6 protein-coding genes are annotated in these 7,554 nt (G+C 65.8%); 5 read left to right on the plus strand and 1 reads right to left on the minus strand.

The features are described 5' to 3' along the window. Window positions 1–2,755: autotransporter domain-containing protein (locus MKK70_RS18435; RefSeq protein ID WP_243949270.1), on the plus strand; the 2,755-nt coding region annotated here is incomplete at its 5' end. Between the two features lie 92 nt (window positions 2,756–2,847). Next, window positions 2,848–3,441 carry an invasion associated locus B family protein gene (locus MKK70_RS18440; RefSeq protein ID WP_243949271.1) on the plus strand — a complete coding sequence of 198 codons (594 nt, stop codon included), beginning with the start codon at window positions 2,848–2,850 and terminating at the stop codon, window positions 3,439–3,441. Between the two features lie 568 nt (window positions 3,442–4,009). Here MKK70_RS18440 and MKK70_RS18445 read toward each other — a convergent pair. Then, complete coding sequence (locus MKK70_RS18445) at window positions 4,010–4,501, minus strand: hypothetical protein (RefSeq protein WP_243949273.1); 492 nt, start codon at window positions 4,499–4,501, stop codon at window positions 4,010–4,012. 204 nt (window positions 4,502–4,705) lie between these two features. Between MKK70_RS18445 and MKK70_RS18450 the strand changes: the two genes are divergently transcribed. The 3 genes from MKK70_RS18450 (at window position 4,706) to MKK70_RS18460 (ending at window position 7,420) form a co-directional block, all read left to right on the plus strand. After that, window positions 4,706–5,209 (plus strand): MucR family transcriptional regulator, encoded by a 504-nt coding sequence (locus tag MKK70_RS18450; RefSeq protein WP_243949275.1) that lies wholly within the window; start codon window positions 4,706–4,708, stop codon window positions 5,207–5,209. 211 nt (window positions 5,210–5,420) lie between these two features. Further along, entirely contained in the window at window positions 5,421–6,767 is a 1,347-nt protein-coding gene (locus MKK70_RS18455; protein WP_243949277.1) for a globin-coupled sensor protein, read from the plus strand. Between the two features lie 278 nt (window positions 6,768–7,045). Next, window positions 7,046–7,420 carry a hypothetical protein gene (locus MKK70_RS18460; protein WP_243949278.1) on the plus strand — a complete coding sequence of 125 codons (375 nt, stop codon included), beginning with the start codon at window positions 7,046–7,048 and terminating at the stop codon, window positions 7,418–7,420. Window positions 7,421–7,554: the final 134 nt, after the last annotated feature.

The raw sequence follows: 7,554 nt of genomic DNA on the forward strand, positions 1-7,554 counted from the left end.
CCTGACGGTGGCTTCGGGTGGCAGCCTCACGGCGCCGGCCGGGATCGTCAATTCCGGCTCGATCGCGGTGGCGCAGGGCGGCACCATCACCGACGCGCTGGCCAACACCGGCAGCGTGGTCAACGACGGGCGCTATAACGCCGACGTGAGCAACGCCGCCTCAGGCACGATCGCCAACCGCACCACCGGCGTGTGGACAGGCAACCTCACGGCCAACACCGGCAGCGTGAGCAATGCCGGCCTGTGGCAGGGCAACGCCCGCAACGACGCCGGCGGCACGCTGACCAACACCGGCACCTGGACCACGGCCTCCGCGCCGGTCTCCAATGCCGGGACGCTGTCCAACACCGGCACGATCAACGGTGGCGTCGCCAACGGCGGCACCTTCGGCAATGCCGCGACGCTCAACGGTGGTCTGAGCAACAGCGCCGGCACCAGCACCAACACCGGCACGATCAACGGCGCGGTGGTGGTGACCGGCGGCAGCCTGGCCACCTCCGGCACGATCAACGGTGCAGTGACGAACGCCGGCGCGATCACCGCGGCGGGCCGGATCGCCGGGGCGGTGACCAATGCGGCGGGCGCGAGCTTCGCGCTCACCGGCCCGCTTGCCGGGGTGACCGGGCTGACCAACAACGGCACGCTCGATCTCGGCAGGACCGCCTTCACGGTGGGCTCGCTCTCGGGCAACAACGCGGCGGCGATCCTGCGCAACGGCGCGCTGACCACCAACGGCGACAACAGCTCGACGGCTTACGCCGGCGCAATTGTCGACGGCGGTAGCGCCACCAGCCTGACCAAGCTCGGCACCGGCACCCTGACGCTCACCGGCACCAACACCTACTCGGGCGGCACCACGGTCTCGGCTGGCACGCTGGTGGCTTCGGCGGCCAGCCTCGGCAGCGGCAGTGTGACCAGCAACACCACCCTGGTGATCGATCAGGCGAGCGATGCGACGCTCAACAACGCGGTCAACGGCACCGGCCTCTTCGTGAAGCAGGGAGCCGGCACCCTGACCTACACCGGCACCGGCACCCTCTCGGGGCCGACCACGGTCGCCACAGGCGGGTTCGTCGTCAACGGCAGCCTCGCCAACACGGTGGTCACCGTGGCCAACGCTGCAGTCGTCGGCGGCACGGGGACCATCGGCGGCCTCATCGCCCAATCCGGTGCGATCGTCGCGCCGGGGACCACCACCGCGGCCGGCAGCCTCGGCACGCTGACCGTCGACGGCAACGTGCTGTTTACCAGCCAGTCGATCTACCGGGTCGATGCCACGGCAGCCGGGCAGTCCGACCGCATCGCGAGCACCGGCACCGCGACGCTGCAGGGCGGCACGGTTCAGGTCACCGCCGGCACGGGGACGTATGCGCCGAGCACGCGCTACACCATCCTGACGACGGCCGGCGGCCTGACCGGGCGGTTCGCGGGCGTGACCTCGAACTTCGCCTTCCTGACGCCGTTCCTCGCCTACGACGCCAACGACGCTTACCTGCGCCTTGCCCGCAACGACCTGGCCTTCGGCGCCACCGCGCAGACCCGCAACCAGGCCAACGTCGCCGCTGCCGCCCAGGCGCTCGGCGTCGGCGCGCCGATCTACGACGCGATCGCGGTGCTCTCGGCCGCGCAGTCCCGCCAAGCGTTCAATGCTCTGTCGGGTGAGGTCTATGCCAGCGCGGTGACGACGATGTTCGAGGGCGCCACGTTCGTGCGCGAGACCATCCTCGATCACCTGCGCTTCGGCGAGAGCAACGGCTTTGCCGGCGGCTTCGGTGCGCCCGGCAGCGTCGGCCAGCGCTTCGCCCCCGGCTCGACCCTGCCGGGGACCTACACCGCCGACCTGCCGGGCCGCGCACCCACGCTCTCGGCGGTGCCGACGCAGCTCGTGGTGCCGGCCTACGCGGTCTGGGGCCAGGCGTTCGGCGCCTTCGGCAACACGGCCTCGAACGGCAACGCCGCCGGGCTGTCGCGCCAGACCAGCGGCTTCGTGCTCGGCGCCGAGACCAGCCTGTCCGGCCTGACGGGGGCCGGGGCGGACCTGTCGGCGTGGCGGGTCGGCGTGGCCGGCGGCTACAGCTTCACCGGGTTCGACGTCACCGGCCGGCTGTCCTCGGGCACGGTGGAGAGCGCCTACGGTGCGGTCTACGCCCGCGGCCCGGTCGGACCGCTCCAGGTCCGGCTCGGTGCGGCCTACGCCGACAACTCCCTGACGGCACGCCGGACGGCCGCGTTCCCGGGCTTCTCGCAGAGCCTGTCGGGCAAGGCCGGCGGCGAGACGGTGCAGGGCTTCGGCGAGGTCGGCTACCGCATCGGCACGGCGACCGGCTACGTCGAGCCGTTCGCGGGTGGCGCGGCGATCCACATCCGCCGCGACGGCCTGACCGAGCAGGGCGGGATCGCAGCGCTGACGGTGGCCGGCCGCGGCTACGACATCCAGACCGCCACCGCCGGTATCCAAGGTCAGCTCGTGCTCGGTGATGCGTTCGGGGACAACCGCCCGCTGATCGCCCGCGGCCTGATTGGCTACCGCCGGGCCTTCGGCGACGTGGTGCCCTCGGCGCTGCTGAGCTTCGGCGCGGGCGGCCCGAGCTTCATCGCCTCGGGTGTGCCGATCGACCGGGACGCCCTGGTGGCCTCGGCCGGCCTCGACTGGCAGGTGACCTCGGCTGCCACGATCGGCCTGAACTACACCGGCCAGGTCGGCCCCCGCGCCCAGGATCACGGCGTGAAGGGCAACTTCAACGTCCGGTTCTAGGACCGGACCATCAGACGCATCACGGCCCGCGCATCCCCCTGCGCGGGCCGTTCGCATTCTACGACCAACCGAAGCCAAGCTGAGTACCCGCCATGCCCGCACACACCAGCCGCCGCCTAGCCCTCGGGCTGCTCTGCGCCGCGACCGCTGCGCTTCCGGCCGCGCTGGCCCTTGCGCAGGGCGGCAAGCCGGCGCCTGCCGCCCCGGCCAAGCCCGCCCCGGTGCCGACGGAGCCTGGCAGCACCACGGCGAGCTTCGGCGATTGGGTGCTGCGCTGCCAGCGCGGCGGTGGCGATCGGCCCGTGCGGATCTGCGAGGCGGCCCAGACCATGCAGGTGCAGGGTCAGGCTCAGCCAATCGCCCAGATCGCCATCGGCCGGGTGTCGGCGGGCGAGCCGCTACAGGTGACTGCGATCCTGCCGCCCAACGTCGCGCTGCCGAGCAGCGTGCGGGTGCTGACCGACGAAAAGGACACGACCGGCTTCGAGCTGGCCTGGCGCCGCTGCCTGCCCGGCGGCTGCGTGGCGGAGGCGAGCGTGCGCGAGGATGCGCTGCGCCGTTGGCGCGGCTCGGCTGAGCTCGGCCGCATCGCGTTCAAGAACGCCGCCGGCCAGGACGTCGCCATCCCGCTCTCGTTCCACGGCCTCGCCCAGGCCCTCGATGCACTCGCCAAAGAGCCGGCGTAGGCATCAGTTAGAGAAACCCGCTGCCCGCATGATCCTTGAAGGCGTCTGCTCGCAATCAAGCCTATCCCTATTTCACCGAGAAGGCGGCTCAGAACGCCAAGCCTCAATCCGCGCCGCCAGGCGATCCGCGCGGCTGTAAGGATCGGCTACGAACCAGATAACGCCTGCGAACGCAGCTGCTCCGGCATAGATCCCCTTACCGTCGAACAGGATCACCCCCAACACGAGGCAAACACAGGATAGGGCAATAGACAGCCATTTGAGGATGGCGGCGATGCGAGCGCGGCGGATCTCACCTGCCCAGCGATTGCGGCTCAATTTCACAGGAACCCGCTTCCCGTGCCTCGTCATCGGCTGGCCGATCGTTTGGCGCCATCCCTTTAATGTGGCCCGGCATTCCTGCCGCGGCAAGCCACTCGTGAGATCCTCGTCGAGGACTGGCAGGCATGGGTCGCCGACGGCCTCACCGTCACGAACGGCGTGCTCTACGTCACCGACCTAGAACTGGCAGTGAGCGAGTGGCCCGCCCTGCGCATCATTCAGCGTCGATATCAGGCATCGAGCCCACCTACGGCAGCAGCGTCTTTCCGGTCCGTCCAAGCCCCCTCAGGTTCCATTCCGGCTTCACGAAGCGGATCAGGCCTTCCTCAAGGCCCACCACGGGGTCGATCGGAAGTCCGCGATAGTTGATTGGCTCTGGCACGATGGTGAAGACCTTCACCGTTCGACCGGCTCGCAACTCTGCCTCGATCGCCTGGCGGACCCTCATCGAGGTGCGTTTGTTATCTGCCAGAACGTAGCGCCGAAGGCGTACCCTTATCCCGATCTGGGCTGAGCCGACGTAAAATATTACCCCGTCTACGAGGTAGGCGTACACGCCTGCCTCTTTCGGCGCATCGCCGTGGAACACAGCCCGCGAACTATCAGGTTTGAGCCGCCAATCACCCACATGAGTGAAGCCGCCGACGATCAGCCAAGCCGCGTGGTTTTCTGTCATATGCCCGCCGGAGAAGGGGCTATCGCGGCCCTTTGCCACTGGCATTTTGGTGATGCCGTTCATGTTGAACAAGCCGGGTACACAGGTTCGCCCATGCTGCTTCGTCCATCGAAGGCCAGTTCGATGGATGTTGAATGGCTTAATAACACCGCCTCAAGGAGGAGGTTGCGGGGAATTTTGGAAAGATTTTAGATCGATGACTTCCGATCTAGTAAGATATATGTATGATAATCTACTCTATGGGTTGCAGGAGATTGAGAGCTAGACATGGACGAGACACAACACGCATCGACGAGCAGCCCCATTGAGTTGACGGCGGATCTCGTCGCCGCCTACGTCTCGAATAACAACGTGCCGATGAGCGAACTGGCGGCTCTGATCGCCAAGGTGCATGCTGCCCTTACTGGCCTCGGCAATGAAGCCCCGGTCGAACCCGTGAGCCCTGAGAAAGCGACCGCAGCTCAGATCAAGAAGTCGGTCACGCCGGATGCGCTGATCAGCTTCGAGGACGGTAAATCCTATAAGACGCTGCGCCGGCACCTGACGCTGCGGGGTCTGACTCCCGAAGCCTACCGGACGAAATACGGCCTGCCGGCCGACTACCCGATGACGACCGCCAACTACTCGGCGCAGCGTTCCGAGCTGGCGCGCTCCCTTGGTCTCGGTCAGATGCGGCGGAAGTCATCGCTCAAGGCTACTTCATTGGATGAGATCTTCGCCGCGACACCCGCGACCCGCGGTGGCAGGGCCAAGGCTGATAGCACTTCGTAGGCTGCCTCGAAGGTCCGTGGGTGGAGCAAGGCTGCCGAAACAGCTTGAGGCCACTCAATGGCACACCTTGCTACCTGACCGATCACCGCCAGCTTCGTATGCTGGCGGTGCGGTAGCTTCACTTTTGAGTGAGCCAGCGGTGGAATTAATCAAATATTTTGGGCTTGGTACGATACTTAATTGGATTTTGCCTTACGAGCTTAGAACGACAATGATCGGCACCAAGCACAAGAAAAGTCTCGGTGTTTTTGGCGTCGGTGCCGATGATCTTGCATTGATCAGAGCTCAGGCGGAAGTCGTGCGGAACCGCATGCCTACGTTGCTCTTCGAATTGCAGGAAACGTTTGCAAGTTGGCCAGAGATTGATGCGGCGTTGCGAGTGCCCGAGGTTCATGAAGCACGCCTTGCGCACTGGATCATGGTTGCCTCCGGTGAAATTGGGGCGGCCTTTGACGAGTCAATCGAGCGGTTGGCAACGGCCTTCAGCAGAAACAAGGTACCGGCTTACGCTATCGTCATCTGCCATTCTGTCGTGTCGCGAGCCCTTGTTCGTGAACTTGGTCTGGCCGCACCGATCCCGCAAGCGTTCGGGACGCCCCGAACGTTGAAGCGGATTAGCGGGCATCGGGCTCTTACCAGCGTCATCAGCCAACTGGCTTGGTTCGATCTGGAATTGTTGTTGGAGACCTACACGCGGGTCGATGACGAGCGGCGCCATGATGCCCTCATGCAACTCAAAGGTTTCCAGAACCAAGTCCAGGACATCGTGGCCGGCGTGACTGAGGGGGCCAACGCCGTCAGCAGTCGTGCCGGGCTCACTGTCCAAGCCATCACCGAGACCGCGAGCCTTGCTGAGACCGTGACAGGCGCGTCACAGGAGGCTTCCCAGAACGTCGATGGCGTAGCGGCGGCGGCGGAGGAGTTGTCGGCATCGTTGAGCGAGGTGTCACAGCAAGTCACACGTGCCGCCGAGATCGCGCAAGCTGCCAACCAAGCAGCACAGCAGACCGACGCGACCGTCCAAGGCTTGTCCGGGTCCGCATCTCGTATCAGCGATGTCGTGTCGCTCATCTCCTCTATCGCCAGCCAGACCAACCTCTTGGCTCTCAACGCGACGATCGAGGCGGCACGGGCTGGCGAGGCGGGTCGTGGGTTTGCTGTGGTGGCGGCAGAGGTGAAGAGCCTCGCCGGCCAGACCGCAAAGGCAACGGAGGAAATCTCTGCGCAGGTCGCGGGGATGCAGAGTGCCACAGCTTCCGCCGTCACGGCGATCGAGCGGATCGCCACAATGATCAGCGAGATGGATCAGGTCGCCGCTACGATGGCAGCCGCCGTCGATCAGCAGCGGGCGGCAACCCAAGAAATCGCAGGGAATGTGAGCCGAGCCGCTGCAGGCACTCAAGAGGTCGCTGGCAGCATAACGGGCGTCAGCAACGCAGCGAACACTGCTGGAACGGCAGCGGACGAGTTGCAAGGTGTTGCTCGTCAGTTGGCAAGTGAGGCGGTCAAACTCGAGAACGCCATGTCTATTCTGGTAGCCCAAGGGCGGGCAGCATGATCGGCTTGCCGTCACAAACCTGACAGGAGCACGATAAGGGCGAACGCCTACGACTCTACCACCATTTCTGGGGGGCGCCTGTAGCTTGCATCAAGCCTCAGGGCATCTGTGACCGCACAGCCTGTCTAGGTACCTTGAACGCTCAGGCGGCGTGAGATTGATGCACGGCGACCGGTGGCAAGGCATCACGCCTGCCTACAAGACGGACTCTCATTGTCGTTGGCAGGCTGTATGCCGGCATCAGGGCTACAAGCCTCCCGATAGGCGGATGCGGAACTATGAGCCGACAGATCATTCCACTACGCCCGAAGGGGGCTGAGCAATCGGCTCTCGCTCGGACCGATGTCGCCGCCGTAGCGCTCCTGGCCGGGGGCCAAGCTACGAGCCTGCAGGCAGCGCGGGCTGAGGTGATCCTCGCGGACCTGCGGCTACGGCGGGATGAAATGACGGCGTTGCTCTCCGACCTGCGTAGCCGGGAAACGAGTAGGCTACCTCATATCGATATTGCGAACGCCAATCTCATCGTCGCGATCGTTCAAGGGGTGGTGCAGGTTGATCTGTTCATCGCGCAGGCCCAAGGCCTCTTGGAGATGACCGAGCAACCAGGGGCTCCTCGGCCGGGTGCATCAGAACAGGCGCTGAAAGGCGCCTAATGCCGGTAGCGTTCGGCGAGGGCCATGAGGGCTCCTGCGAGCTCGGTGAGGTTGGCCGAGGCCGCCTCGACCTCGCGGGTGCCGGCGGCGGTCTGCTGGCTCGCCTGGCGGATGTTCTGCAGGGCGCCCATCAC

It is taken from the genome of Methylobacterium sp. E-041, assembly GCF_022829665.1.
In the GTDB taxonomy this organism is placed as follows: domain Bacteria; phylum Pseudomonadota; class Alphaproteobacteria; order Rhizobiales; family Beijerinckiaceae; genus Methylobacterium.